Here is a 23,413-nt window from a genome sequence, read left to right on the forward strand (position 1 = left end):
GCCAACTACTTCAGAGCCGCTGGATACGAACCGGAGTAAGCTGAAACCGCTCTAGGGGCGCGGGCGCGACGCGGCCTTGAGGTGGGGCACCTCCCCCTGTAGCCAACCCGGATGGCATCCCCGGTCGCTCCCGCCCTCGCGCATCCTCACCCTGTCCCGCCCGAATGGGGGGAGACGATCGAGGTCGCGCCCGGCATCCTCTGGGCCCGACTGCCGCTGCCCTTCCGGTTGAACCACGTCAACGTCTACCTGATCGAGGACGGCGCGGGCTGGGCGGTGGTCGATACCGGGATCGGCAACGCGGCGACGAAGGAGGTCTGGGAGGCGCTCCTCGCCGGCCCGCTCGCCGGCCGGCCGCTCACGCGCCTCATCGTCACCCACATGCATCCCGACCATGTCGGGGCGGCCGGATGGCTCGCCGAGACGCTCGACCTCCCGCTTGACATGACGGAGACCGAGTATCTGCAGGCTCTGGTCCTCACGACCGATCCGGCCTCGCTCGAGAAGGACCCCTATCGCGGTTTCTATGTCGAGAACGGCCTCGACGAGACCGTGACCAACGCCGTCATGACGCGCGGCCACGACTACCTGCGCATGCTGACCGGCCTGCCGCACACCTTCCGTCGCGTGATCGCGGGCGACCGGCTGATCATCGGCGGGCGCAGCTTTCACGTGCTGACGGGCGGCGGCCACGCTTCCGAGCAGATGATGCTGCATCTCGCCTCCGAGAACCTCCTGCTCTCGGCCGACCAGGTGCTGCCCCGCATCTCTCCCAATGTCAGCGTCCAAGCGCGCGACCCCTCGGGCGACCCGCTCGGCATCTTCCTGCGCTCGCTGCGGAGCCTGAAGAGCACGATGTCGGCCGACACCTTCGTGCTGCCCGGGCACGACCTGCCCTTCACGGGCCTGCATGCCCGGCTCGACGCCATGGCGCAGCATCACGAGGAGCGCTGCGGCGAGATCGTGGTGGCCTGCCGGGAGGCGCCGCGCTCCGGGGCCGAGCTCGTGCCGGTGATCTTCCAGCGCGAGCTCGACGCGCACCAGACCGGCTTCGCCTTCAGCGAGGTCCTGGCGCACGTGAACTACCTCATTCGCCGGGGCAGGCTGACCTCGGCCGAGGGTACGGACGGGATTTGGCGGGCCTCTGCCGTGGGATAAGGCCTCCGCTCACCCGGGCGAAAGTCGGGGCCCAGGTCGCGAGGCTGGATCCCGGCTTTCGCCGGGATGAGCGGTTTGTGGCTTCAGCCCACGCGGCCGCGCCCAGCCCCGAGGCTCCTGACGAAGCTCGACATCTCGGCCAGCGCGGGCGCGCTTCCCCGGAAGGGGACGGAGAGCGAGATCAGCGTGTCCTTGTGGTCGAGCCCCTCGTAGAGCCGCTCGACCACGGGCACGCCGGCTGCCCGCAGCTTAGCGGCGAGATTCACCGTGTTCTTCGGCCGAACCGTGTCGTCGGCCGTGCCCGAGGCGAGGAACGAAGGCGGCGACCCGCGGCCCGCGAAGGTGATCGGCTGTGTCGCGCGCTTGTCCGGCGCGTCGCCGAAAACCTCCTGGGCCGTGCCGGGATCGAGCGGCAGGAAATCGTAGGGTCCGGACAGCCCGGCGAAGCCCCGGACCGTGCCGGCCGGGACGCCGGCCCGGCCGAGATAACGGCCGTCATAGGCCAGCATCGCGGCATTGTAGGCCCCGGCCGAATGGCCGGCCAGGATGATCCGGCTGCCGTCGCCGCCGAACCGCGCGGCGTTCTGCTGCGCGAACCCCACCGCCGCCGCGCTGTCCTCGAGGAAGTCGGGGAAGCGAACCTCGGGGTAGACGCGGTAATCCGGCAGCACGGCGACGAAACCCTGAGCCGCGAGCGCGGCGCCGACAAAGTCGTATTCCTCCTTGGTGCCGCCCTTCCAGGAGCCGCCGTAGAAGAAGACGACCACTGGAGCAGCCGCCGATCCCGGGCTTGAGGGAACATGGACGTCGAGCGTCTGCCGCGGATGCGGCCCGTAGGCCAGCGCCCGTCCGGGCTTGGTCGTGCCCGAGTCGCGCGGCGCCACGGCGTCGAAAATCGCCAGCGGCGAACAGCCGGCAGCGGCGAGCGCGGAGGCGCCGGCCGTGAGAAGACGCCGGGTGATCAGCATGAGGTCGATGTCCAGTCGCGCGCCACGAAACGAGCAAGCGTCCTGGCAACGCGTTACGGGCGAACAAGTCTCAGGGTTTCGACGGTCCGTAAGGAAACGCGGTGAGCGCTCGGTCAGCCGAGCGTATCCAGAACGATCTGCCGAAGTTCGTCACGGGTGAGGCCGGAGGCCTCGGGCCGCCAGACGGGCGGGCATTGGGCCTTGGAGCCGCTCTTGGCGCGGCGATGATCGGTGTCGTTGGTCTTGGCCTTGGTGACTTGCAGCATGGTTCCTACAGTCGGCTTCATCTGCCGAACGTATGATGGCGGCCGTGACGTCCTCGTGACGCCCCGTGCCGTGATCCCGATTGTGCGGGTGTGATATCGGCCTTCGATCGGGAGGCTGTGAGCCTCGCTCGAGAGATCGACCAGATTGATATGGTTGAAACCCGCGCCTGCCGCAAGGGCGCGCCGGATCAGCGAGCCCTGGACAGACCCGCGGCCGCCCGGGCGAGCGTGCCGATCCGCGCCCAGTCGCCGGCCGCGACCGCGTCGGCCGGCACCATCCAGGCGCCGCCCACGCAGGCGACGTTCGGGAGGGCCAGGAAGGCGGGCGCGCTCGCGGCGTCGAGCCCGCCCGTCGGGCAGAAGGAGACCTGCGGCACCGGCGCCGCGACGGCTTTCAGCCAGGCGAGGCCGCCGGAGGCGATCGCGGGGAAGAATTTCAGGTAGCTGAAGCGAAGGTCGGCCAGCGCCATCGCTTCCGAGACCGTGGCGCAGCCCGGCATCGCCGGCAGGGCGGATTCGGCCAGCGCCTCGGCCAGCGCCGGCGGCGTCCCCGGCGTGACGATCAGCTTCGCGCCGGCCGAGGCGACGTCCTCGATCTGCCCCGGCCGCTGGATCGTGCCGGCCGCGATCACGGCTTCGGGTACCAGCCGGGCGATGCGTTCGATCGCGCGCAGGGCGGCTTTCGTCCGGAGCGTCACTTCGACGACCGGCAGTCCGGCTTCGACCAAGGTGCGGGCCAAAGCCTCGGCGGTCTTCTCGTCCGCGATCGTCACGACCGGGATCACGGGCGCCAGCGCGACGTATCCGGCGAGAAGCTTGTTCTTGGTCTCGATCTGCGGCATCGCGACCTCCTGCCGCGCAGGGCAGCGGATGTCCATGCCCCGCGCGCCAGGACAGACGGATTTCGACCCTGACTACCGCAATGCGCTGTTTAATTTCGCCCGGTTCACTCCGCGGGCATCGGCTGGAAGCCGCCGGTCCGGGCTGCCAGGCGGGACGCGCGGCGCTCGTTCCGGCGGGACGCGCGGGCCTGCCGCCAGGCTGCCATGTTGGCGATCACCATCAGGAGCGCCGGCGTCACGATGAGGGTCAGCACGGTCGCGAAGCCGAGCCCGAAGACGATGGCAGTCGAGAGGTTGATCCACCATTGCGTCGACGGCGCCCCGATATCGACGGCCCGGTGCAGGAAGTCGATATTCACCCCGAAGGCGATGGCCAGCACGCCCAGCACGGCCGTGACAGCCGTCAGCACCACCGGCCGCGCCCGCTCGCGGCAGGTCTCGAGGATGGCGTCGCGGGCCGAGACGCCGTCCTCGCGCAGGCGGTCGTAGGTGTCGATCAGGACGATGTTGTTGTTCACGATGACGCCCGCGTTCGCGATCACGCCGATCCCGCCCATCACCACCCCGAAGGGCTGGCCCATCACCATGAAGCCGATCAGGACGCCGACGGTCGACATGATCACGGCCGAGAGCGTGATCATCACCGACGAGAAGCGGTTGAACTGCGCGAGCAGGATCGCGAAGATCAGGAAGAGCGCAGCCCCGAACGCCTTCATCAGGAAGGCGCCGGCCTTGGCCCGCTCCTCGTCCTCGCCCTTCAGCCGGAAGGTCACGCCGGCGCCGAGATCGGTCTTGGCGAGCTCGGCCGCAACCTCCGACTGCACCTGCGCGCTCTGCACGCCCTCGCCGACATTCGACGTCACCGTCACGACCCGCATCGAGTTGACGCGATTGATCTGGCCGACTTTCTGGGCCGCCTTCCGGGTGACGAAGTTGCCGATCGGGACCCCGCCCATCGCGGTGTTGATGCGGAGTTCGTCGAGCTGATCGAGCGAGCGGCGGTTCTCGGGGAAGCGCACCAGCACGTCGACGGACTTGTCGGTCTCGACGGGGCGGTATTCCGTGACCTTGACGCCGTTCGTGACGAGCTGCACGGCGGCCCCGACCGAGGCCGGGGTTGCGCCGAATTTCGCGGCCTCCGCCTTGTCGACTTCGAGGCGCCAGTCGATGCCGGGCAGCGGTAGGCCGTCGTCGACGTCGCGCGTGTCGGATCGAGCGCGCAACATGTCCGCGACCTTGCGGGCGGCTCCCGGCAGCGCCGTGGGTTCGAAGGCCGAGAGCTGGATCGTGACGGGCTTGCCTGTCGCGGGTCCGGCCCGAGGCTTCGTCACCTCGATGATAACGCCCGGGATGTCCTTCGTGCGGTCCCGGATGTCGTTCATGATGAGGGAGGCGCGGCGGCGCAGGCGCCAATCCACGAATTCGAACTGGACCGTCCCGACGGTATCCTCGGTCACCTCGTTCGAGCCGCGCTGGCCATCGCCGGCCCGGGCATAGATCGTGGACAATTCCGGCATGCCGAGAAGCCGCGCCTCGACGTGGCGGACGAGCTGGTCCTTCTCGGACATCGAGAGGTTGCCGCGGGCCCGGACCTGCACGAGGCCGAAATCCGGCTCGACGTCGGGGAAGAACTCGACGCCGTGACCGAAGCGGCCATAGGCGGTGACGACGCCGACCAGGACGGCAGCCGCGATCGCGAGGGTCGAGAGCGGGCGCGTGATGGCCGCGCCCACGATCCGCATATAGGGCCCGCGATCGGCCATGCGGTCGTCATGGGCCGCCCCCGTATTGGCGCGCCCGAGCAGCGCGCCGAGCGTCGGCGTGAAGAAGAGCGCGACCACGAGCGAGGCGGACAGCGTCGCGATGAGGGTGATCGGCAGGTATTTCATGAACTCGCCGACGATGCCCGGCCAGAACATCAGCGGCGAGAAGGCAGCGATCCGGGTCGCGGTGGCGGAAATGACAGGACCGGCCATGCGTTTGGCGGCGAGCGAATAGGCCTCGCGCGGCGGCATCCCGTCCTGCATCCGGCGCTCGGCGAATTCCGACACGATGATGGCGTCGTCGACCAGCATGCCGACGGCCAGGATCAGGCCGAAGAGGACGACGATATTCACCGTGAGACCGGCCATCTGCAGGGCCAGGATGCCGGTCAGGAACGAGGCCGGGATGGCGATCCCGATGAAGAGCGAGGCCCGGCCGCCGAGCACGACCAGCATGATCACGAAGACGAGGAGGACGGCCGTGATGACGGAGTTCTGCAGCTCGTGCAGCATGTCCCGGATCGTCTTCGACTTGTCCTGGGTGAAGTTTACCTGGACCGTCGAGGGCCAGCTCTGGCGCACCTGCGCCATCGCGACCTTCACCCCGTCGACGGTCTCGATCAGGTTCGCGCCGGTGCGTTTCACCACCTCGATCGCGATGGCGCTCTTGCCATTGAGACGGGTGATCGAATTCGCGTCCTTGAAGGTCGGCCGCACCTCCGCGACGTCGCCCAGCGTCACGGTCGCGCCGGCAGAGGCCGCGATGGGATATTTCAGGACGTCGGCGGGCGTCTCGATGAGTGACGGCACCTTCACGGCGAAGCGGCCGGACGCGCTCTCGATGGCGCCGGCGGCGACCAGCGAATTGCCAGCCGTGAAGGCGTTGGTCAGGTCGCCCAGATTGATGCCGTAGCTCCTCATGAGCATCGGCTCGGCGATGATCTCGACGGCCTCGTCGCGCGCGCCGCGAAGCTCGGCCGAGAGGACGCCCGGCAGACCTTCCAGCAGCGTCTTCGCCTGGCGGGCGAGGCGGAGAAGCGTGCGTTCCGGCACGTCGCCGCCGAGCGCGACGACGATCACCGGAAAGAGCGAGAGGTTGACTTCCTGCACGATCGGCTCGTCTGCGTCGCGCGGCAGGTCCTTCTTGGCCATGTCGGTCTTGGCCCGGATGTCGGCCAATGCCCGGTTCGGGTCGAAGCCGGCCACGAACTCGACCAGCACGAAGCCGCCGCCTTCGAAAGCCTGGCTGCGCATCTCCTTGATGTTCGAGACCGATTTCAGCTGCGTCTCGAGCGGGCGCAGGATCAGCCGCTCGGAATCCTCCGGCGAGATGCCCCGCTGCGTGACGTTCACGTAGACGATTGGCACCTTGATGTCGGGCTCGGCCTCCTTCGGGATCGACAGATAGGCCGAGAAGCCCGCGACGAGCAGGAAGAGCAGGACCGACAGGGTCAGCCGCGCATGGCCGATCGCGTAATCGACGGGGTTTCTCATGGTCTCGCGCCTCCGCCGTTCACCCCGGCGCAAGCCGGGGCGCTGCCCCTCCCGGTATCCTGGATCCCGGCTTTCGCCGGGATGAGCGGACAAGCCATGGGCCTCATCCCTGGGCCGCCGCCGGCAGGACCTCGACGGCCTCGCCCTCCTTCACGAAATCCTGGCCCTGGACGATCACCCGCGCACCATCGGGAAGCCCGGATAGCCAGAGCTCCTGCATTACGTCCTCGACGATCGCGACGGGCGTGAAGACGACCTTCTCGTCGGCGCCGACATGGCGGATTCCGAGCCGGCCCTCGGACGAGAAGGTGAGGGCCGAGCGCGGCACGCGGGCCGCCGGCACGGGGGCGAGGAGCAGGTCGACCTCGGCCGTGACGCCGTCCGGAATGCGCGCGTCGGCATTGGGGAGCTCGACATCGACCCGGTAGGTGCGGGTGCCCTGGCTGGCGCGTTTCGAGACGAAGCGGATGCGGCCGGCGACGCGCTCGCCCGTGACGAGCTTCACCTCGGCCCGGCCGCCCACCACGACGCCGGCGAGCTGCCGTTCGGCGACCTCCACCACGGCCAGCATCGGGTCGAGCCCGATGATCTCCGCGACATTCGCGCCCGACATCATGACCTGGAGGGCCTGGCCGATCTCGACCGGGACCTCGTTCACGACGCCCGAGATCGGCGCCGTGATCTCGCCCTTCTTCTGTTCGGCCTGGGCCTGCGCGAGACCGGCCTCTGCCGCCCGGAGCTCGGCCTGGAGGGCCGACTTGTTGATGGCCGGATAGCTGCCGGACTCGATCAGGCGCAGCCGCGCGGCCGCCTCGGCCTTGCGCTGTTCGAGCCGTGCCAGGGCCTGGGCGACCTGCGACTCGCGCGCCTCGTCCGACAGCACCGCGACGATGTCGCCCGCCTTCACGACCGAGCCGCGCCGGACTCGCAGATCCAGCACCACGCCGGAGACCCGGGCAACGGCCATCACGCGCTTGTCCGCCTCCGTGCGTCCCTGGAGGACGACGCGGCGCTGGTGCATCTCGGTCCGGACCGGGAGCGCCGCGACCTTGAAGCGCGGCAGGATCGCCGGGGTACGAGCGGTTTCGACATTGGCCGTCCGGGAAGTCGCGGCGTCGCGCCCGAGCACACCCGAGCCGATCCAGGCGGCGCCTCCGACCACGAGCGCGATGGCGGCGAGGCGTGAGGGTTTCATCCGGCGTCCTCGGCGAGGCGTTTGGGGCAGGGCAGGGGCATGGCGCCGGATACGAGGGCGCCGATCAGGTTGAGGACCCGGGGGACCTCGCGGGCGGCGTCGAAGCTCGGAACCACGGCGCGGCGCACGAAGAGGCCGTCGGCCAGGGTGGAGATCAGGATGGCGACAGCCTGAGGATCGATGTCGCGCCCGACCCGTCCGGCGGCACGGGCCTCTTCGAGCAGCGCGGTCAGCCGGCTGGTGACGTCTTCGACGAAACCCGCCACGAAGTCTGCCACCACCGGCGAGCGGGCCGCCTCGGCCCAGATCTGGAGGCAGAGCACGGCCTTTTCGCGAGGCTCGTCCTCGAAATGCTTGCGGCCGAGATCGAAGAAGGTCGCCATGAAGTCGCCGCCGCCCTCGAAGGAGGCGAAATCGCCGGCGAGATCGCGCCGGTCGCGCTCGCACAGGCCCTCGACGACGGAATCCTTGGACGGGAAATAGCGATAGAGATTGCCGGCGCTCATCCCGGCTTCGGCGGCGATGTCCTGCATCGTCGTGCGGTGGAAGCCGGCCCGCACGAAACAATGCTCGGCCGCGTCGAGAATGCGGGTCTTGCGGTCCGGCGGATCGGGGTTGATCTGGAGCATGGCAGCCACGAGAATGAACGTTCATTCTCATCGATGGCCGAATCTGTCAAGCTTCCCGCCTCGGGAGCGACGCCCGACTGCTCGCTTCAGCCCGCCGGGGCGGGATGAACCAGCCGCCTTCCGGCCGTGCTCCGCCGATGCAGCTTTCCGAGCAGGAGGTAGATGGCGGGCGTCGTGTAGAGCGTCAGCACCTGCGACACGATCAGCCCGCCGATGATGGTGATGCCGAGCGGGCGACGGATCTCGGCCCCGACACCTGACGCGATGGCGAGCGGCACCGCCCCGAGCAGGGCCGCGAAGGTGGTCATCAGGATGGGTCGCAGGCGATCGATCGCGGCAGCCACCACGGCCCGGGCCGGGTCGAGCCCTCTCGCCTCGTGTTCGAGCGCCGTGTCGACCAGCATGATCCCGTTCTTCTTCACGAGGCCGATCAGGAGGATGAGGCCGATCAGCGCGATGATCGAGAGTTCGAGCCCGGTGATCTGGAGGGCGATGAGCGCCCCGAGACCGGCCGACGGCAGGGTCGAGATGATGGTCAGCGGATGGACCAGGCTTTCGTAGAGGATGCCGAGGATGATGTAGACGGCGACGAGCGCGGCCAGGATCAGGATCCCGAACTCGCCGGCGCTGCCCATGAAATCCTTCGCGTCGCCGGCGAACTCGGCCCGGATCTCGTCCGGAAGGTGAAGCTCGTTCACGGCCGACAGGATGCCGCGCGACACCTCCTCGAGCGCGCTGCCCGGTGCGACGTTGTAGCTGATCGTGACCGCCGGAAAGGATCCCTGGTGGTTGATCGTGAGCGGCGACAGGCCGCGTGTCACCTTCGCGATGGCCGAGAGCGGCACGCCGACATCGTCCCGGCCCGGAACGTAGATGCGGGTCAGGTCGGCCGGGTCGTCGCGATCCTCGGGCGCCACCTCCAGCACCACCCGGTACTGGTTGCGCTGCGTGTAGATGGTCGAGACCTGGCGCTGCGAGAAGGCGTTGTTCAGGGCGTCGTTCACGTCCTGCATGCGGATTCCCATCCGGGACGCCGCCGCCCGGTCGATCTCGACCTTGGCCTGCAACCCGCCCCGGTCCCGGTCGCTCGAGACGTCGACGAGGCCCGGCACCCGGCGCAGGCGCTCCAGGATCCGGGGCGTCCAGGTGTCGAGCAGGCCGAGATCGGGAGAGAGCAAGGTGAACTGGTATTGCGAGCGGCCCTGCCGGCCTCCCGCCCTGACGTCCTGGGCGCCGAACATGAAGGTCCGGATGCCCGGAATGTTGGCAAGTTCCCGCCGCAAGCGGGCAATGACGGCATTCGAGCTCTCACGCTCGCCGTCCTGGCGCAGGCTGACGAAGAGCCGCCCCTGGTTGACGGAACCGCTCCAGCCCGAGGAGCCGGCCGAGGAGGACACCCCGACCACCGCCCGGTCGGCCCTGACCCGCTCGGCGACGCGCTCCTGAAGCTCGGCCATGGCCGGGAAGGAGATGTCGGGCGACGCCTCGGTGACGCCGATGAGGAGCCCCGTATCGTCCTGCGGAAAATAGCCCTTCGGCACGGTCCGGAACATCTGCACCGTGAGCGCGACGGTCGCCAGCGTGAGCAGGAGCATCAGCCAGGGATGCCGCAGGGCGCCCCCGAGGGTCGCGCCGTAGCCGCGGGTCAGGGCGCCGAGCACGGCCTCGCAGGCCCGGTCGAAGCGCGTCTCGCGATAGGGCCGTTGCGGCAGACGCGCGACCACTGTCGGGGCAACCGTGAGCGACACGATGGTCGAGACCACGATCGCGGCCGCGAGGGTGAGTGCGAATTCGTGGAAGAAGCGCCCGATGATCCCGGGCATGAAGAAGAGCGGGATGAAGGCCGCGAGCAGCGACAGGCTGATCGAGATGACCGTGAAGCCGATATCCCGCGCGCCCGCGATGGCCGCGTCGATGCGGGACATCCCGCGCTCCAGGTGTTTGTGCACGCTCTCGATCATCACGATGGCGTCGTCGACCACGAAGCCAACCGAAATCGTGACCGCCATGAGGGAAAGGTTGTCGAGCGTGAATCCGAAGAGCCACATGGCTGCCAGTGTGCCGGCGATCGACAGCGGCACGGTCACGCCGGCGGCCAGCGTGGGCGTCGCTCGGCGGAGGAACAGGAAGACGACCAGCATGACGAGGCCGATCGTCTCGACGAGAGTCCATTTCATGTCGTCGAGCGAGGACCGGATGGTGAGCGTGCGGTCGCTCATGATCTCGATGTCGACGGCGGCCGGGATCCAGCGCCTCAGGTCCGGCAGCAATGCCCGGACCCGGTCCACGGTCTCGACCACATTCGCGCCCGGCTGACGGGTGACCTGCAGCGTCACGGCCGGAAGGCCGTTATAGGAACCGGCCGCGCGGGTGTTGCGGGTACCGCGCTCGACGACCGCGACGTCCGCGAGCCGGACCACGGTGCCGTTCCGCGACCGGACGACGATGCGGCCGTATTCCTCCGGCCCGCCCAACTGGTCGTTGGTCGCGATCGTCAGCGATTGCGTGGGTCCGTCGAAGGAGCCGAGCGGTGCCTGCGCGTTCGTGGCCGCGATCGCGGTCCGGACATCCTCGAGCGAGAGGCTCATCGCCGCGAGGCGGCTCGGGTCGAGCCGCACCCGGATCGCGGGCTGTTCGGCGCCCGACACGATGACCTCGGCCACGCCCTCCACCTGCGCGATGCGCTGCGCGATCACGGTGTCGGCGACATCGTAGATCGCGGAGGCGGCGAGCGTCCGCGAGGTCAGCGCCAGGATCAGCACCGGAAAGGCGCCCGGATTGGCCTTGCGGAAGATCGGCAGGGTCGGAAGGTCGGAGGGCAGATCGGTCGCGGCAGCGTTCAGGGCCGCCTGGACGTCGCGCGCGGCCCGGTCGGCGGTGCGCGAGAGGTCGAACTGGATCGAGATCGAGGTCGAGCCGAGCGACGAGGTCGAGGTGATCTCGGTCACCCCCGCGATCGCGCCGAGCCGCCGCTCGAGCGGGGCCGCGACGGTGGACGCCATCGTGGCCGGGTCGGCGCCCGGGCGCGAGGCCGACACCCGGATCGTGGGGAAGTCCACCGACGGCATGGAGGCAACCGGCAGGAACAGGTAGGCGATCGCGCCGATCAGGAAGATTCCGATCGACATCAGCGTCGTGGCGACCGGGCGCCGGATGAACGCCTCGGAGATGTTCACGGGGGAAGGCTGGCGAATGGATCGACCGCCGTGATCCCGAGCGGCGCGAAATGGCGGAGGTTGCGGGTCAGCAGAGACAAGCCATGTGCCTGGGCTGTCGCCCCGATTGCGATGTCGGCCAAGCCAGGATGACGGCCGATCGAGACGGCCCGGTCCGACAGGCGGCCGACCGCTCGTGCTAGCTCCCGGTCGACCAGAATGATGTCCGCCCCGAACTCCGACAGCAATTCCTTGAGCCAATCCTCAAGAGATGAGGCCCGTTGCTCAGCTCCGGCTCGGCGGAGCTTGGATATGCCTCCCTCGATCTCGATCAGCGAGATGACCGAAAGACGCGTCCCGCCGGGCGATCGGCCGAGCTCAACAAGCCACGGCGGTGGCAGCCCCCGCCGACCCGGAGCGAGCTCCGAAAGGATCGACGTGTCCAAGAGGTAGATGCTCACAGGTCAATCGAGCGAAGGGGCGTCTGGTCTCGCTCGAGTTCGACGCCTCCCGGATAGGTCAGTAGATGGTCGAGCAGCGTCCTTCGCCTAACGGGATAAAGCTTTTCGGCGTCGGAGATGGGGACCAGCACGGCCGCGGGCTTCCCGTGCCGCGTGATGGTGGTCGGCTCGCCTCGTTCAGCTGCTTCGATGAGGGCGGAGAGAGTCGCTTTCGCGTCCCGAACTTGGACTTTCTGCATACAACCTCCTGAAGTGTGACCACAGGAAGTCACATTTGGCCGATGGTCGTCAAGCGCTGCGCTGCGATCTGTGGCTAGGGGTAGGGCCAAGCCCGCCTCCTCAAGCCGCGCCCTCTCGCACGCCATCCATCCCGCCTCGGAGCGGCAGTTCCGGCTCATATTCCTCCTCGGCCTCGTCCACACCCCGACGATTCCAGCGCTCGCGGAGATCCTCGAAGCCGAGATAGATCACGGGCGTCGTGTAGAGTGTGATCAACTGGCTCAGCACGAGGCCGCCGATGATGGTGACGCCCAGTGGCACCCGCAATTCGGAACCGGCGCCCTCGCCAAGCGCGAGCGGCAAGGCGCCGAGCAGCGCTGCCAGCGTCGTCATCATGATCGGCCGGAAGCGGAGGCGGCAGGCTTTCAGGATGGCGGCGGCCGGGTCGAGCCCCTCCTCGCGCTGAGCGCCGAGCGCGAAGTCGATCATCATGATTGCGTTCTTCTTCACGATCCCCATCAACAGGATGATGCCGATCAGGGCCACGACGGAGAGATCGTGACCGAGCGCCATCAGCGCGAGCAGCGCGCCGACGCCGGCCGAGGGCAGCGTCGACAGGATGGTCAGGGGGTGGATGAAGCTCTCGTAGAGCATGCCCAGCACGATGTAGATCGTCACGGCCGCGGCGAGCAGAAGCCAGGGCTGGCCGGAGAGCGACCGCCGGAATTCCGCCGCGTCGCCCGCGAAGGAGGCGACGACCGAACTCGGCAGACCGATATCCGCCTCGGCCCGCGCGATGGTCTCGACGGCGCTTCCGAGGGCGGAGCCGGCTGCAACGTCGAAGGAGATCGTCGCGGCCGGGAATTGTTCCTGGTGCGCGATCGAGAGCGGCGCCGTGGTGCGCTCCATCGTCGTGAAGGCCGAGATCGGGATCTGCGGCGCGCGCGCGCCCTGGACCGTTGTCGGCGCGACGCCGTTCGCGGCCAGGGTCACCTGCCCACTCGCCGGGACGTAGAGCTTCGAGAGCGCGTCCGGGCTCGCCTGGTATTGCGGCGCGGCCTCCAGGATCACCCGGAACTGGTTCGCCTGGCCATAGATGGTCGAGATCTGGCGCTGGCCGAAGGCGTCGTTCAGGGCGTCGTTCACGGCCTGGACCGAGACGCCGAGCCGGCCCGCCGTCTCGCGATCGATGGTGATCTTCGCCCTGAGCCCGCCCTCCTGGGTCTCGAGCGCCACGTTGCGGAGCCCGGAATCGTCGCGCAGCCGCTCCGCCATCCGGGCCGTCCAGAGCGTCACCTCGGCCGCATCGGCGCCGGACAGGGTGTACTGATATTGCGAGCGGCTCGACCGGGTGGCGATCTGGATGTCCTGGACCGACTGGACGTAGAGCGTGACGCCGGGGACGACCGCGGCGTTCCGTTTCAGGCGCTGGCCGACGTCCTGGGCCCTCGCCCGCCGTTTGTCGCGCGGGACGAGGCTCACGGAGAGCCGGGCGACATTCGGGGTCGGATTGAGTGTGCCGACCCCGACGACCGAGACGGAGGAGGCGACGTCGGGGTCCCGCCGCACGATCTCGGCGACGCGGTCCTGAAGCCGGCTCATCTCGGCGAAGGAGACGTCGGGCGCCGCCTCGACGACGACCGAGAGCAGGCTCGTATCCTGCTCGGGCAGGAAGCCTTTCGGGATGGTGACGTAGAGCCATCCCGTGAGGACCAGCGTCGCGAGCGTGACGAGGTTCATCAACCCGCGCCGGCGCAGCGCCCAGACGAGCGTCACGTCGTAGAGCCGCGCCATCTTCGCGATCGGCCATTCCGCGAGCCGCTGCAGCCAGCCCTCGTGGCTCGCGCGGGCCGGGCGGAGCAGCTTCGCGCACATCATCGGCGCAAGCGTCAGGGAGACGACGGCCGAGACCACGACCGCGATCGTCAGGGTAAGCGCGAATTCCCGGAACATGCGGCCGATGAGGCCCGTCATGAACAGGAGCGGGATGAATACCGCGACCAGCGAGACGGTGAGCGACATCACCGTGAAGCCGATCTCGCTCGCGCCGGACAAGGCCGCCTGGAGGGGCCGTTCGCCCTCTTCGATCTTGCGGACAATATTCTCGATCATCACGATCGCGTCGTCGACGACGAAGCCGGTTCCGATCGTGAGCGCCATGAGCGACAGGTTGTCGAGGCTGAACCCCGCGAGCCACATCACTCCGAAGGTCGCCACGATCGAGAGCGGCAGAGTGACCGCCGCGACGAGCGTCGCCCGGATCGTCCGCAGGAACAGCAGCACCACCAGGACGACGAGGCCGCAGGACAGGACCAGCGTGAATTTCACCTCGCCGATCGAGGCCCGGATGGTGTCGGTGCGGTCCTGGACGAGTTGCAGCGTCACACCTGCCGGCATGGCGCGCTCAAGCCGAGGCAGCTGGGCCCGGATGCGGTCCACCGTGTCGACCACGTTGGCGCCGGGCTGGCGCTGCACGTCGAGCACCACGGCGGTCTCGGCCCCGAACCGGCCGGCGACGCGCGAATCCTCGAGCCCGTCGACAATCTCGGCGACGTCCCGCAGGAGCACCGGAGCGCCGTTCCGATAGGTGATGACGATGTTGCGGTAAGCCTCGGCGGCCGCGAGCTGGTCGTTCGACGCGATGGTGTAGGATTGGCTCGGCCCGTCCAGCGCCCCTTTCGGGCCGGCGACATTCGCGGCCACGATCGCGACCCGGAGGTCGGCGAGGCTCATCCCGTAGGAGGCGACCCGGGCGAGGTCGGCCTGGACCCTCACGGCCGGCCGGACGCCGCCCTGGATCGTAACGGCGCCGACGCCCGAGACCTCGGCCAATCGCTGCGCCAGAAGGGTGTCGGCGAGATCGGACAGCGCCCGGAGGGGCACGGTCGGCGAGGTCAGGGCCAAGGTGACGATCGGCGCGTCGGCCGGGTTCACCTTGGCGTAGGTCGGCGGATAGGGAAGGTTGCGGGGCAGGGTGGAGCCGGCCGCGTTGATGGCCGACTGCACGTCCTGGGCGGCGGAATCGATGTCGCGGTCGAGCTCGAATTGCAGCGTGACCTGCGACAACCCGAAGGACGAGTTCGACGACAGCCCCGCGAGCGCGGGGATCTGGCCGAATTGCCGTTCGAGCGGGGCCGTCACGAGCGAGGCGATCGTGTCCGGGTTGGCGCCCGGCAGCCGGGTCGTGATCTGGATCGTCGGGAAATCGACCTGCGGCAGGGACGCGACCGGCAGGCGAAGATAGCCCAGGATTCCGCAGATCAGGATCGCGAGGCCGAGGAGCGAGGTCGCGATCGGCCGCCGGATGAAGGGCGATGAGACGCTCACGGCCGGGCCGAGCCGGTCCCGACAGGAGCGGCCGGGTTGGGGGCGGTCACGGTGGGAGGTGGCGCGGCCTCGTCCGCAGCCGCCGCGGGCCGGCCCTCGCGTGCCGCACGACCCTCGCGATTGCGGCGTGGCCGGTCCTCGCCGCCGGGCCGACCTTCGCCCGTAGACGAGGTCGGGATGTCGGCCGCGCCGCCCTCTCGTCCGCGTCGCCGCCGCGACGTGGCAGCTTCGCCCTCGGGCGCAGCCCGATTTGCCGCCGGCGCGTCACCGCTGGCCGGCGGATCGGCCACCGCGACCCGATCGCCGTTGGTGAGCCTCGCGAAGCCGGTCGTGATCACGCGCTCGGGCGGCGTGAGGCCGGAGGTCACGACGGTCAGGATTTCGGTCTGCCGCGACACGGTCACCGGTTTCAGCGCCGCCTTGTCGCCGTCGAGACCGTAGACGAACGTTCCCGTGGGTCCTCGCTGGACGGCGCCCGTCGGCACCACGACGACCTGGCGCAGGACGTCGATCGTGATCCGGACATTGACGAAGGACCCGGGCCAGAGCTGGAGGTCGGCGTTGGGGAAGGTCGCTTTTAGCTTCACCGTCCCGGTCGCCTGGTCGACCTGATTGTCGACCACCTCGAGCCGCCCCCGGTCGATCACGGTTCGGTTGTCCGCCTCGAGCGCGTCGACCGCGAGCGGCCCGGCGGCGGCCGCCGCGTTCACCGCGCGGAGGTTTTGCTGCGGCAGGTTGAACAGGATGGTGATCGGGCGGAGCTGCGTGATGACGACGAGCCCGGTCGAGTCGCCGGCTCGGACGAGGTTGCCCTGGTCGACGAGCCGGATGCCGAGCCGGCCGTCGATCGGTGCCCTGACGGTGGTGTAGTCGAGATAGGCCTTGGCGTTGTCGATCGCGCCCTGGTCAGACTTGATCTGCGCCTCGAGCTGGGCGACCGCCGCCCGCTGCGTGTCGGCCTGCTGCTTCGACCCGGCATTGGTCGCCGCGAGGCTCACGTAGCGCTGGAGATCGATGCGGGCATTGGCGAGGTTGGCCTCGTCCTGCGCCTTCTTGGCGACCGCCTGATCGTACTGGGCCTGGTAGATCGCCGGATCGATGCGGGCAATGACGTCGCCGCGCTTCACGTCCTGGCCCTCCCGGTAGGCGATGTCGAGCAGCTTGCCGTCAACCTGCGACCGCACCGTCACGGTGTTCAGCGCCTGTGCGGTCCCGACCGCTTCGAGCGTGACCGGCACGTCCTCGACCCGCGACGGAGCGGTCAGCACGGAGACCGGGCCCTCGTCGCCCCCTCCACGCCGCCCGCCCCGCCGGCCCGGACGGGAGTTTCCCGCCGGCGGTGCGACGCCCGGCTCGCCACCTGTGGGAGGCTGCCTCTCGTGCCAGACGAACACGCCGGCACCGAGCGCCAGCAGAAGGACGGCGACCGTCCGGATGGTGCGTCTCATGGTGCGGCGCCCGGCTCGGGCCCGCGGCGGAGCGGAACGGCGCGGTCCTGCGTCCAGCCGCCCCCGAGCGCCTGGAAGAGCGAGGCCAGGGCCTGGAAGCGGAGCAAGCGCGCCTGGACGAGGGCATCCTGGGCGTTGAACAGGGTGGTCTGCACCGTGAACAGGGTGACGACGTCGATCGTGCCTTGCGTGAGCTGGTTCTCGACGATGGTGAGGGCCCGCCGCGAGGCCGCCACAGCCTCGCGCTGCCGGACCTCGAATTCCGTATTCTGCCGGACCGCGATGAGGGCGTTCTCGACATCGGCGAAGCTCTGCACGATCGCCCGCCGGTAGAGCGCGGCGAACTCGGCCGCGCGTCCCTGCTGGAAGTCGAGCTGGCCCTGGAGCGCGTAGCCGTCGAAGATCGGCTGGGTGAGGCCGGCCGCGACCGAATAGACGAAGGCGTTCGGGCCGAAGAGGCTGCGCAGGGCGAGGCTCTGGACGCCGCTCGATCCGGTGAGCTGGATCGACGGGAAGAAGGCGGCCCTGGCGGACGCGATCGAGAGCTCGGCCGAGGCTAGCGTCGCTTCGGCGGCCGCGATATCGGGGCGCCGGAGCAGGAGTTCGGATGGCAGGCCGGGTCGCACCGACGGGACCCGGAGGGCATCGAGGCTGCCGCCCTTGACGAAGACGCTCTCCGGCGTCCGTCCCATCAGGACGGCCAGCACGTTCCGGTTCTGCCCGACCTGCTGCACCAGCGGCGGGATGCGAGCGCGCTGCGTCGCGACGAGGCTCTCCTGCTGGGCGATGTCGAGGCCGGTGCCGGTGCCGACGCGGCTTTTGGTCCGGACTGTCTCGAGGACGCGGTTCGCGATGCGAAGATTGTCCTCGGCAATGCGGAGCCGGTCCTGGGCCGAAACGACCGCGAAATAGGTGTTGGCGACAGAGGCGGTCGTCGCCAGCGCGATCGTGTCGCGGTCGAACCGCGCGGTCCGGGCTACTTCCTCGGCGGATTGGGCAGCGAAGCGGTTGCGGCCGAACAGGTCGAGTTCGTAGGACGCGGTCAGGCCGAGGCCGAACCGGTTCGACCCGACCGCGCCGCGTCCACCGCCGGGCAGGCCCGCACCGGACCCCTGCTGGCGCGAGACGTCCGCCGTGCCGCCGAGGCTCGGGAACAGGGCCGAGCCGGCGATGACGGCCTGCGCCTCCGCCTCGTTGATGCGCGCAAGCGCGGCTTCGATGTCCAGGTTCTCGACCTGCGCGATCGCGACGAGCCGGTTCAGCTCCGCCGAGCCGAACCCGGTCACCCAATCCTGGCGCAAGGGCGTCGTCGGGCTGCTCGCTCCTGCCCGATAGCCGGTTGGGATCGGCAGGGCGATGTTCGGCGCGACCGTATCGCAGCCGGCGAGCGCAAGCATGCTCACGAGCGCCGCGAGGCTCCTGCGCGTGCGTCGTCGCTGACGGGAAATCGAGAGGCGCGGATTGGGCATCTGCATGTCGGGCCACAGCGATGGACCGCGTCCATGGGGCCGAACCTCTCTCCGATCTTCAGGGGAGACGGACTCTAGGAAGGTCGCGCGGTCCTGAGAAGTGTGCGTGCCGTCACATGGAGAAGAATTAATACGACCGAGGCGCCGGACCTCGGGCAAGAAGGCGGCCCAGGCGCGAGGTCAGGGGTCGCTCCAGCCAGTGGAACACGCCGAGCGAGACCAGGAGGGTGGCCCCGAGCCCCAGCGTCGCGAGACCCCAGGGTCCGATCGCGACCGCGAGCCCGGCGCCATCAAACGTCCGGCCGACGGCCCGGATTACGAAGGGGTGAAGCAGATAGACGGCGTAGGACGCGTCGCCCACCGCCGTCCCCGCCCGTTCCCAACCGCTCTCTTGCGATCGGGCCCGCGACGGGGCGAAGCCGCAGGCCGCGACGAGCGCCGCCGCCGGCAACCCGAACAGTAATGCGCGTGGCAAGGCCGATGTGGTCGCGGCGTCCCCGCCGACCCAGCCGAGCCAGAGGAGAGCCGCGAGCGCGAGCGCGAGGCGAGGCGCGAGGCCGAGCGTCACGCCTTCGGCCCGCAGCAGGCCGAGCGCCATGCCGAACGCGAATTCGAGCAGCAGCGTGTCGGTCCAGAAGCCGAGCGGTTGCGGCAGCGGCCCCCATGCGAGGCCGAGAAGAACCAGCATGCCTAGCGCCGCCCCCGCCGTCGCGACGGCTAGGCGGCGGGGAAGGGCGAGCGCGAGCGCGAACAGCCCGTAGAAGAACATCTCGTAATTGAGGGTCCAGCCCAGGGTGTAGACGGGCTGCACGATCCCGTCCGGCCGGGCGAAGGGCAGGAACAGGTAGGACGAAACAACGGCCGTGGCCGTCGTGGGCGGCGAGTGGACCAGCTCCGGACGGAGCGCGAGGACGAGCAGGAACAGGGTCGTCGTCAGCCAATAGAGCGGCACGATCCGGGCGATGCGGCGCGCCAGGAACTCGCGAAAGGCGCCCTTGCGGCCGAACAGCCGTCCCGAGGCATAGACCATCACGAAGCCGGAGATGACGAAGAAGACATCCACGCCCGCATCCCAGGGGAAGATGGACGGCGACACGCTCACACCGGCGGCGGCGGCCGCACGAAGCTTGCCGTCGTGCTCGGCATGGAGGGCGGCCACCGACAGGGCGGCCGCCGCCCGCAGGACCTGGATCCCGACGAGTTTCGACGACGCGCCGTCCCGAGCCGGGTCCGGCGTCACGCTCGTTCCTGCACCGACCGCCTGGTCGCCCGAGTCGCTCCGGCGAGAATGTCGGTCCGGTCTTCGCGGAATACAGCGGGGATATGCACCGGCGCCTGCCTCAGGACACCCGGCCGGCCAGAAAGGCCTCCACGGCCGGGCGGCGGGGCAGCGGTGCGACCGCGCCCTGGCCGAGGGTCTTCAGTGCGGCGGCCGCATTGGCGTAGTCGGCGGCCCGGAACGGGTCGCGGTGGGCGAGCCATTCGGCCAGGAAGGCGCCGCCGAAGCAATCGCCGGCTCCGCTCGCATCCACGGCCTCGACCCGGCGGGCCGGCACGAGCCGGCGCTCGCTTGGCGTCGCGACGAGCACCCCGTCGGCTCCGAGCGTCATGGCGACGAGTCCGCAGCCGAGGCCGAGATAGAAATCCGCGATCTCGTCCGGCGTCTGGAGGCCCGTCAGCTTGCGGGCATCGTCGAGCCCTGGCCGGGCGACGTCCGCGCCCGTGATGGCGGCGTGGATCACGGCCCGGGCGCGGTCCAGCGGCCACAGGGCAAGGCGGAGATTGGTGTCGTAGCTGACGAGGCGGCCATTCGCCTTCGCATGCCGGATGGCCGCGAAGACGGCATCCGCGGCACTGTCCGAGATCGCCTGGCTGATGCCCGAGACATGGAGCAGACCGGCCGCGGCGATCTGGTCGAGCGGAAGGTCGGCGGGCCCCACCCGGCTCGCGGCCGAGCCGTCCCGGACGTAGCTGAAATGATGCCCGTCGGGTCCGTAGCCGATGAAGTAGATGCCGGTCCGGCATCCCGGCCTCGTGACGACGCTCGTCCGGTCCACGCCCTCCGCATCCCAGAGGTCGAGGAACTCGCGACCGAAGGCGTCCTCGCCCAGATGGGTGAAATACCCGACTCGCGCGCCCTGGCGCGCGGCGGCGATCGCGAGATTCGAGGTGTCGCCGCCGAAGCCCGGAAGGTAGAGACGCTCGTCGCCGCGCTGCGTCTCGGCAAACTCCATCAGGGGTTCGCCCATCGCCAGGATGTCGAGGCCGGCCATCTGCCGGCTCAACTGACGAGAACGGGCCGGGGCGAACCGTGCGGCAGCGAACTCGGCAGGTCGTCCCCGAGGGCCAGGACCTTGCCGGGATTGAGGATGTTGTGCGGGTCGAGCGCGGTCTTGAGCTTGTGCATCAGGTCGAGGGCTACCGGGTCCTTGTAGCGCAGGAGTTCGTCGCGCTTGATCAGCCCGACGCCGTGCTCGGCCGAGATCGACCCGCCCATCGCATGCACGATGTCGTGCACGATCCGGTTGAACATCTCCCATCGAGACAGGAAGGCGTCCTTCTCCATCCCGACCGGCTGCGACAGGTTGAAGTGGATGTTGCCGTCGCCGAAATGCCCGAAGGCGAGCGGCCGGACGCCCGGCATCGCGTCCTCGCAGGCCTGGCTCGCCTCGGCGATGAAGGCCGCGACTTGCGATACCGGCACCGAGACGTCGTGCTTGATCGAGCCGCCCTCGTAACGCTGCGTGTCGGAGATGCGCTCGCGCAGGTTCCAGAGCGCGGCGCGCTGCGCCTCCGATCCCGTGATGGTGGCGTCGCCGATCGTGCCGTCCTCGATCGTGGTGGACAGTACCGTCTCGAGCAGGCCCTCGAGATTGGCGTCGGATTGCGGCGAGGACAGTTCGATCAGCGCATAGGCGGCATGGTCGCCCGCGAGCGGGCGCACGGCGCCGGGCGCGTGCCGGAGGACGATCTCGATCGCGAGCCGGGGCAGGAATTCGAAGGCGACGAGCGCCTCGCCGGCCTCGGAGCGGAGGCGGGCGAAGACGTCGAGCGCGTTCTCGGGCGTGTCGCAGCCGATGAAGGCGGTGGCGCGGACCTTCGGCGCCGGAAACAGTTTCAGCACCGCCGCCGTGATGATGCCGAGCGTGCCCTCCGACCCGACGAACAGGTTGCGGAGGTCGTAGCCCGTATTGTCCTTCCGCAGCGCCTTGAGGCCGTTCCAGACCCGGCCGTCGGCCAGCACCACCTCGAGCCCGAGGACGAGTTCGCGGGCATTTCCGTAGCGCAGCACGGCCGTGCCGCCGGCATTCGTAGCGAGATTGCCGCCGATCCGGCAGGACCCCTCCGACGGCAGCGAGAGCGGGAACAGCATGTCCTCGGTATGGGCTGCTGCCTGCACGTCGGCCAGGATGCAGCCCGCCTCGACCGTCATGGTGGCGTTCACGGAATCGACCGACCGGACCCGGTTCATGCGGGCCATGGAGAGGACGATGCCGCCATAGGGAACGCCGCCGCCGACGAGCCCGGTATTTCCACCCTGCGCCACGATCGGCACCCCGGCCGCCGCCGCGGCCCGGACCACGGCCGCGACCTCCTCGGTCGAGCCCGGCCGGACCACCGCGATGGCGCGGCCCTGGTAGAGGCCGCGCTCCTCGCGGATATGCAGGGCGAGGTCGTCCTCGGCCGTCCGGACATGCTGCTCGCCGAGCGCGGCTTTCAGCGCGTCGATCAGGGTATCGGGGTTCGGGAGGGAGAAGGAGGCCGACATGCGAGAGACATGGCGCGACGGCGGGCTCGGGGCAACTGTCCTGCGACCGATCCGGAGCGAGACCTGCTGACAGGGGCGGGGCGAGGCCGTAAGCAGCGCCTTCGCGGCCGCGACGGCCGCGCCGGACGAGGTAGATGATGACGATCCAGCGAATCGAGAGCGGCACCCGCATGAGCAAGGCCGTCGTCCATGGCGATACGGTCTACCTCGCCGGGCAGGTCTCCACGAACGCCGCCCAGGGCGGCGTGACCGAGCAGACGAAGGACATCCTGGCCATCATCGACGGCTTCCTGGCCCAGGCCGGCACGGACAAGACGAAGCTCCTGTCGGCCAATATCTGGCTCACCGACATCGGCACCTTCGCCGAGATGAACGCCGTCTGGGATGCCTGGCTCGCGCCCGGCTGCGCCCCGGCCCGGGCGACGGTCGAGGCGAAGCTCGCCGCCCCGAACCTCAAGGTCGAGATCGCCGTCATCGCGGCCAAGTAGCGCGTTTCGCCGGAAGGTCGCGGTTTCGTCGGGCGAGGCGCCCTTCGAACGGAGAGCTCGCGTTGACTTTGCGCGGGCGCACCACCTATAAGCCCGCCACGCGAAGGGCGCCCCCACGGGCGCGCGCCGTCTGTTCAGACCTCGCTGTCAGCACCACATGCGGTCGGGAGTGTACCCGGACACGCGACCGGAGATGAGCCGTGAAGAGGACCTATCAACCGTCGAGGCTCGTGCGCAAGCGTCGGCACGGCTACCGCGCCCGGATGGCGACGGTCGGCGGCCGCAGGGTCATTGCCGCTCGGCGTGCCCGGGGCCGCAAGCGCCTGTCGGCCTGAATTTTCGGGAGCGCGTCTTGCGCGTCGGACCGCATCCGGCGCTGGGGCGCCTCCTCAAGCGGCCGGATTTCCTGGCCGCCGCGCGCGGTCGTCGATTCCATTCCCCGAAGATGACGGTCCAGGGTCGCGCCCGCGACGTGGATGCGGCGATGCCGGCGACGGGTCTCAGGCTCGGCTACACCGTGACCCGCAAGGTCGGGCACGCGACCGAACGCAACCGGATCAAGCGCCGGCTGCGCGCAGCTGCGGCCGAGGCGTCGGCCCGCTTCGTCGACCGACATTCCGACGTGGTCGTCATCGGACGGCGCGAGGCGCTGTCGGCTCCCTTTCCCGACCTCATCGAGGATCTCGCCCGCGCGTTCAGCATCGTCACCCGCACCGGGGGCGGTCAGGACACGCGACGGCAGATTCCCACCTGACCTGGCGC

At 69.5% G+C, this 23,413-nt stretch carries 19 protein-coding genes; 4 read left to right on the forward strand and 15 right to left on the reverse strand.

Annotation, left to right across the window (positions count from 1 at the left end):
• Positions 1–111 precede the first annotated feature (111 nt).
• Positions 112–1,158, forward strand: a complete 1,047-nt coding sequence (locus ACFE87_RS05410; protein WP_375458596.1) for an MBL fold metallo-hydrolase — start codon at positions 112–114, stop codon at positions 1,156–1,158.
• A gap of 83 nt (positions 1,159–1,241) precedes the next feature.
• On the opposite strand, the gene ACFE87_RS05415 is transcribed toward ACFE87_RS05410, so the two are convergent.
• From ACFE87_RS05415 to ACFE87_RS05485, 15 genes are all read right to left on the reverse strand, one after another.
• Positions 1,242–2,126: an alpha/beta hydrolase gene (locus ACFE87_RS05415; protein ID WP_375458597.1), complete on the reverse strand. Its 885-nt coding sequence runs from the start codon at positions 2,124–2,126 to the stop codon at positions 1,242–1,244.
• Positions 2,127–2,239: 113 nt separating this feature from the next.
• Positions 2,240–2,413, reverse strand: coding sequence for a hypothetical protein (locus tag ACFE87_RS05420; RefSeq protein WP_375458598.1), 174 nt, complete (start codon positions 2,411–2,413; stop codon positions 2,240–2,242).
• 167 nt (positions 2,414–2,580) lie between these two features.
• Positions 2,581–3,234 carry a bifunctional 4-hydroxy-2-oxoglutarate aldolase/2-dehydro-3-deoxy-phosphogluconate aldolase gene (gene eda / locus ACFE87_RS05425; RefSeq protein ID WP_375458599.1) on the reverse strand — a complete coding sequence of 218 codons (654 nt, stop codon included), beginning with the start codon at positions 3,232–3,234 and terminating at the stop codon, positions 2,581–2,583.
• A gap of 104 nt (positions 3,235–3,338) precedes the next feature.
• Entirely contained in the window at positions 3,339–6,491 is a 3,153-nt protein-coding gene (locus ACFE87_RS05430; protein ID WP_375458600.1) for an efflux RND transporter permease subunit, read from the reverse strand.
• Positions 6,492–6,594: 103 nt separating this feature from the next.
• Positions 6,595–7,686, reverse strand: a complete 1,092-nt coding sequence (locus ACFE87_RS05435) for an efflux RND transporter periplasmic adaptor subunit (protein WP_375458601.1) — start codon at positions 7,684–7,686, stop codon at positions 6,595–6,597.
• The gene (locus ACFE87_RS05440; RefSeq protein WP_375458602.1) at positions 7,683–8,315 is read right to left on the reverse strand and encodes a TetR/AcrR family transcriptional regulator; all 633 of its coding nucleotides are present in this window, start codon (positions 8,313–8,315) and stop codon (positions 7,683–7,685) included. The genes ACFE87_RS05435 and ACFE87_RS05440 overlap by 4 nt, the downstream gene beginning before the upstream one ends.
• An 86-nt stretch (positions 8,316–8,401) precedes the next feature.
• Positions 8,402–11,491: an efflux RND transporter permease subunit gene (locus ACFE87_RS05445; RefSeq protein WP_375458603.1), complete on the reverse strand. Its 3,090-nt coding sequence runs from the start codon at positions 11,489–11,491 to the stop codon at positions 8,402–8,404.
• Complete coding sequence (locus ACFE87_RS05450) at positions 11,488–11,931, reverse strand: PIN domain-containing protein (protein WP_375458604.1); 444 nt, start codon at positions 11,929–11,931, stop codon at positions 11,488–11,490. The genes ACFE87_RS05445 and ACFE87_RS05450 overlap by 4 nt, the downstream gene beginning before the upstream one ends.
• The gene (locus tag ACFE87_RS05455; protein WP_375458605.1) at positions 11,928–12,170 is read right to left on the reverse strand and encodes a type II toxin-antitoxin system Phd/YefM family antitoxin; all 243 of its coding nucleotides are present in this window, start codon (positions 12,168–12,170) and stop codon (positions 11,928–11,930) included. The genes ACFE87_RS05450 and ACFE87_RS05455 overlap by 4 nt, the downstream gene beginning before the upstream one ends.
• A 100-nt stretch (positions 12,171–12,270) precedes the next feature.
• A complete protein-coding gene (locus ACFE87_RS05460) occupies positions 12,271–15,477 on the reverse strand; it encodes an efflux RND transporter permease subunit (RefSeq protein ID WP_375458606.1) in 3,207 nt (1,068 codons plus the stop codon).
• On the reverse strand, positions 15,474–16,925 hold the full coding sequence (locus ACFE87_RS05465; protein ID WP_375458607.1) for an efflux RND transporter periplasmic adaptor subunit: 1,452 nt from the start codon (positions 16,923–16,925) through the stop codon (positions 15,474–15,476). Before ACFE87_RS05465 ends, ACFE87_RS05460 begins: the two co-directional genes overlap by 4 nt.
• Positions 16,922–18,322, reverse strand: coding sequence for an efflux transporter outer membrane subunit (locus ACFE87_RS05470; protein ID WP_375458703.1), 1,401 nt, complete (start codon positions 18,320–18,322; stop codon positions 16,922–16,924). Before ACFE87_RS05470 ends, ACFE87_RS05465 begins: the two co-directional genes overlap by 4 nt.
• A gap of 199 nt (positions 18,323–18,521) precedes the next feature.
• The gene (locus tag ACFE87_RS05475; RefSeq protein ID WP_375458608.1) at positions 18,522–19,634 is read right to left on the reverse strand and encodes an acyltransferase family protein; all 1,113 of its coding nucleotides are present in this window, start codon (positions 19,632–19,634) and stop codon (positions 18,522–18,524) included.
• Positions 19,635–19,734: 100 nt separating this feature from the next.
• Positions 19,735–20,667, reverse strand: coding sequence for a sugar kinase (locus ACFE87_RS05480; protein WP_375458609.1), 933 nt, complete (start codon positions 20,665–20,667; stop codon positions 19,735–19,737).
• An 8-nt stretch (positions 20,668–20,675) separates the two neighbouring features.
• Positions 20,676–22,163: an FAD-binding oxidoreductase gene (locus ACFE87_RS05485; RefSeq protein ID WP_375458610.1), complete on the reverse strand. Its 1,488-nt coding sequence runs from the start codon at positions 22,161–22,163 to the stop codon at positions 20,676–20,678.
• A gap of 137 nt (positions 22,164–22,300) precedes the next feature.
• Between ACFE87_RS05485 and ACFE87_RS05490 the strand changes: the two genes are divergently transcribed.
• The 3 genes from ACFE87_RS05490 to rnpA all read left to right on the forward strand — a co-directional run bounded on the left by ACFE87_RS05490 (position 22,301) and on the right by rnpA (position 23,405).
• Positions 22,301–22,651, forward strand: coding sequence for a RidA family protein (locus tag ACFE87_RS05490; RefSeq protein ID WP_375458704.1), 351 nt, complete (start codon positions 22,301–22,303; stop codon positions 22,649–22,651).
• 200 nt (positions 22,652–22,851) lie between these two features.
• Positions 22,852–22,986, forward strand: coding sequence for a 50S ribosomal protein L34 (gene rpmH, locus ACFE87_RS05495; protein WP_375458611.1), 135 nt, complete (start codon positions 22,852–22,854; stop codon positions 22,984–22,986).
• A 17-nt stretch (positions 22,987–23,003) separates the two neighbouring features.
• Complete coding sequence (gene rnpA / locus ACFE87_RS05500; RefSeq protein ID WP_375458612.1) at positions 23,004–23,405, forward strand: ribonuclease P protein component; 402 nt, start codon at positions 23,004–23,006, stop codon at positions 23,403–23,405.
• Positions 23,406–23,413 lie beyond the last annotated feature (8 nt).

Source organism: uncultured Enterovirga sp. (assembly GCF_964242715.1).
Classification (GTDB): Bacteria; Pseudomonadota; Alphaproteobacteria; order Rhizobiales; family Beijerinckiaceae; genus Enterovirga.

What these genes read in the sequence shown, in the direction of transcription:
- ACFE87_RS05410 (WP_375458596.1), top strand. Translation starts at nt 112, where the DNA reads ATGGCATCCCCGGTCGCTCCCGCCCTCGCGCATCCTCACCCTGTCCCG.
- ACFE87_RS05415 (WP_375458597.1), bottom strand. Translation starts at nt 2,126, where the DNA reads ATGCTGATCACCCGGCGTCTTCTCACGGCCGGCGCCTCCGCGCTCGCC.
- ACFE87_RS05420 (WP_375458598.1), bottom strand. Translation starts at nt 2,413, where the DNA reads ATGAAGCCGACTGTAGGAACCATGCTGCAAGTCACCAAGGCCAAGACC.
- eda (WP_375458599.1), bottom strand. Translation starts at nt 3,234, where the DNA reads ATGCCGCAGATCGAGACCAAGAACAAGCTTCTCGCCGGATACGTCGCG.
- ACFE87_RS05430 (WP_375458600.1), bottom strand. Translation starts at nt 6,491, where the DNA reads ATGAGAAACCCCGTCGATTACGCGATCGGCCATGCGCGGCTGACCCTG.
- ACFE87_RS05435 (WP_375458601.1), bottom strand. Translation starts at nt 7,686, where the DNA reads ATGAAACCCTCACGCCTCGCCGCCATCGCGCTCGTGGTCGGAGGCGCC.
- ACFE87_RS05440 (WP_375458602.1), bottom strand. Translation starts at nt 8,315, where the DNA reads ATGCTCCAGATCAACCCCGATCCGCCGGACCGCAAGACCCGCATTCTC.
- ACFE87_RS05455 (WP_375458605.1), bottom strand. Translation starts at nt 12,170, where the DNA reads ATGCAGAAAGTCCAAGTTCGGGACGCGAAAGCGACTCTCTCCGCCCTC.
- ACFE87_RS05465 (WP_375458607.1), bottom strand. Translation starts at nt 16,925, where the DNA reads ATGAGACGCACCATCCGGACGGTCGCCGTCCTTCTGCTGGCGCTCGGT.
- ACFE87_RS05470 (WP_375458703.1), bottom strand. Translation starts at nt 18,322, where the DNA reads ATGCTTGCGCTCGCCGGCTGCGATACGGTCGCGCCGAACATCGCCCTG.
- ACFE87_RS05480 (WP_375458609.1), bottom strand. Translation starts at nt 20,667, where the DNA reads ATGGCCGGCCTCGACATCCTGGCGATGGGCGAACCCCTGATGGAGTTT.
- ACFE87_RS05485 (WP_375458610.1), bottom strand. Translation starts at nt 22,163, where the DNA reads ATGTCGGCCTCCTTCTCCCTCCCGAACCCCGATACCCTGATCGACGCG.
- ACFE87_RS05490 (WP_375458704.1), top strand. Translation starts at nt 22,301, where the DNA reads ATGACGATCCAGCGAATCGAGAGCGGCACCCGCATGAGCAAGGCCGTC.